A 3228-nucleotide genomic window follows, 5' to 3' on the forward strand; every position below is an offset into this window, starting at 1 on the left:
AATGTATACAATCCAAGTCCATGATAAATTATTGGCATATTACCGTATATTCCGTTATAATCTGAATATATAACTTTTCCGTCATTAGAAGATATTATAGGTGCCCTTTTGGTGCTGGCAAGATCTAGTCCAAGATGATAAGATTCGCTAACCAATCTTCCTTTGTAATAATAGTATCTATGATCTCCAAAACTTGCAACCGCGGCCGCGTTTTTTAAAGGATAAAAGGGTTTGATATAAAAATTATCGATTTTTTCTTTTTCAACATATGATGTTTTTTCATGAATTAATTTTTCGTTTTTTTCTCTTAAAGTTTCGTTTATAAATTTAAATTTTTCAATATCGCTCATATTTGCAGTTTCTGGATATTCGCTGGCAAGATCTGAAATCTTTCCTTTTAAAAAACTTTTTTTCAATTTTATTTTACTTTTTTTATATTTTTTATCCTGCAAAAAGTATCTAATATACGTTTTTGATATATTTCCTGCTTTATCTTCTGATACTACATAGGCTCTAAAATTGCTTTTTTGAACAGGCCATGCAACCAAAGATATATAATAGCCTTTTTTATAAAATGGTTGAGGAATAAACTTTTTACCAAAATTTGTAAGAATATAAACAGATTTTAAATTTTCATCTTCGGCTTTAAATATAACAGTAGCCGCCCCTCCTCTTCTAATCTTATAGGAGTTTGCAACGATATATTGATCCGGTTTTTTTCTATCTATTATTACATAAACTCTTTTTTTAGAGTCGTTTCCTCTAAAATAGTTCCATTTACTGCTATCTTTAACCTCGATATCGATAATTGCCTTATTTGATTCAAAAAGCATTCCAACTTTTGGAGCTTTTACGGGAATAGTTAAAACTTTTACCGGCTTATCCAATACCTCATCATATAATATTTGTTCATTTTTCCCGTCATTTATCGTCACTTTATAGGATTTTATTCCAAAATTGTCTTTTAAAACCACCTCAATTGGTTTTTTCATATTCCAATATATTTTATCTTCAACTTCAATTTTTGGTTTTTCCCTCTCAAAATCCGCAGAAGTATATATATAAGCTCCGATTCCAGCAAATAAAAACAAAACCAAAAGAGTTAAAATCTTATATTTTGAATTTTTTCTTCTCAACTTAGCTCCTTTTTCAAAACATCTAAAAGCTCGTCTAAAACCGCTTTAAAATCTCTATATTTACTAACAAAACCGGCAGCCCTTTTGTGACCGCCTCCTTCAAACATTAGCGCAATTTTACTAACATCTACATAATTTTTAGACCTAAGAGATACTTTAATTCTTCCATCTTCCTCTTCTCTAAGCAAAACACCAACTTCAACTGTTGCCAAACTTCTTGCGATATTGGATGCGTTTTCCGCCATATCCACCGTAGCGCCACACTCTTTTAACATCTTTTGCGTAAGTGTAACTACGGCTACTTTTGCGTTTATATAAAGAGTTAAAGTATCAAGAATTTTAGCCAAAAGCCTAATTTTTGCCAAAGGTTCCCTCTCATTTAACATTTTCGCTATAAAGTCAGGTTTTACGCCGCATCTGACCAGATCTTTGGCTACTTCAAAAACTTTTTCGTTAACGCTTTCATACTGAAAAAATCCGGTATCTGTAACTAAAGCTGTATAGATACAAATTGCGCTCTCTTTAGAAATCTGAATATCATTTATCTTAAAAAATTTATAAACAACCTGACTTGTTGATGCAAAATCTGGTTCGATTATGTTTATATCCCCAAATTTGGTGTTGCTTATATGATGATCAAAATTTATTATTTTAAAATCTCTTCTATCAATTCCAAGTCTTTCAAAACTTCCACAATCAAAAGAGATAAGTAGATCCACTCTTTTTGGAAGCTCCTTTTTTATCTGATCAAATCCAGGTAAAAAATTGAGATTGTAGGGTAAAATATCGGTAACATTAACAACTTTAACCTTTTTATTCATTTTTTTTAGCAAAAAATAGAAAGCTAAAGAGCTTCCAAGTGCGTCTCCGTCTGGATTTATGTGAGATATTAAAGCTATATTATCAGCCTCTTTAATTAATTCATAAGCCTTTTTATACATGGATAGCGCCCTATATCATCTTCATAGAGATATCTGGCCAAGTGGCTTGATGAACGAGACTTCCAGAACTAATAGCGTCTATTCCGCTATTTATAAAATTTTCTATATTTTCCAACGTAACGTTTCCGCTTGCTTCTATTAATATATGAGGATAATTTTTTTCTCTAAATCTGCACACCTTTTTAATTTCTTCTATCTCCATATTATCACACATTATAATATCCGCTTCCGCCTCCATCGCCTCTTTTGCCATTTCAAAATTTTCACACTCTATTTCGATTTTTGATGTAAAAGGGATCTTTTTTCTCGCATCTTTTAAAAAACTTTTTAAGTTTTTAACGGTTTTTAAATGGGTATCTTTTAACATCAAACAATCATCCAATCCCAATCTATGATTAACCCCTCCGCCACAAATAACTGCATACTTTTCAAACTCTCTTAAAAGAGGTCTTGTTTTTCTCGTATCTAATATTTTTATATCGCTATTTTTTAGTTTTTGCACAAATTTATGAGTATTAGTTGCTATTGAACTTGCGTGTAAGATAGTATTTAAAATAGATCTTTCGGCTTTTAAAATATCTGTGGATTTTCCTTTTATTAAGGCTATCAAATCGCCTTTTTCAAAAGAGTCTCCATCATCAATTAGCCAAGTGATATCAAGATTTAAAAGTTTTGCGATGGCTTTAGCATACTTTACTCCAGCAAGTATCGCGCTACTTTTTGCTATGATTTTGGCTTCGGAGTCAATTGGGATGGCTATCTTCTCAAAAAGATCTCCTCTTCCTATATCTTCGGCCAAAACACTTTTTGCAAAATCTTCTAAAAACATACAAATCCTTATTGGAAATTTTATTCCTACTTTTTAACTTTCTAACTACTTAACCATTTTAACTTTTTAACTAATTTTGACATTGGACATTGGTAAATGGGAATTGAGTGCTCTGAAAAATTACTAAATTTCGCTCAAGTCGGATGCGATTTTTGCTAACGCAACATTTGAAAATTTTATTAAAAAGTGCAAACGCAATAGCGCCCCTTCGGGGTTGAGTGCACTTTTTTCGCCTCACAGCGAACATAAAATTTTCAAATTAAAATCGCAAAGCTTTCGCTCAATTTGTAATTTTTCAGAGGGTTCAATTGGGAATTTGGAA

Annotated in this window: 3 protein-coding genes; all 3 read right to left on the reverse strand. The window is 31.5% G+C overall.

Going from position 1 to position 3228, the window contains the following annotated elements; genetic code table 11:
* On the reverse strand, window positions 1–1136 hold a 1136-nt coding region (locus tag AC30RD_RS07620), incomplete at its 3' end, for a M23 family metallopeptidase (RefSeq protein WP_489493848.1).
* The gene (locus AC30RD_RS07625; RefSeq protein WP_489493849.1) at window positions 1133–2077 is read right to left on the reverse strand and encodes a DHH family phosphoesterase; all 945 of its coding nucleotides are present in this window, start codon (window positions 2075–2077) and stop codon (window positions 1133–1135) included. The genes AC30RD_RS07620 and AC30RD_RS07625, both read right to left, overlap by 4 nt.
* 10 nt (window positions 2078–2087) lie before the next feature.
* Window positions 2088–2906 (reverse strand): carboxylating nicotinate-nucleotide diphosphorylase, encoded by an 819-nt coding sequence (gene nadC / locus AC30RD_RS07630; protein ID WP_489493850.1) that lies wholly within the window; start codon window positions 2904–2906, stop codon window positions 2088–2090.
* Between the last annotated feature and the right edge of the window lie 322 nt (window positions 2907–3228).

The sequence above is a fragment of the Nitrosophilus sp. genome (assembly GCF_982775275.1).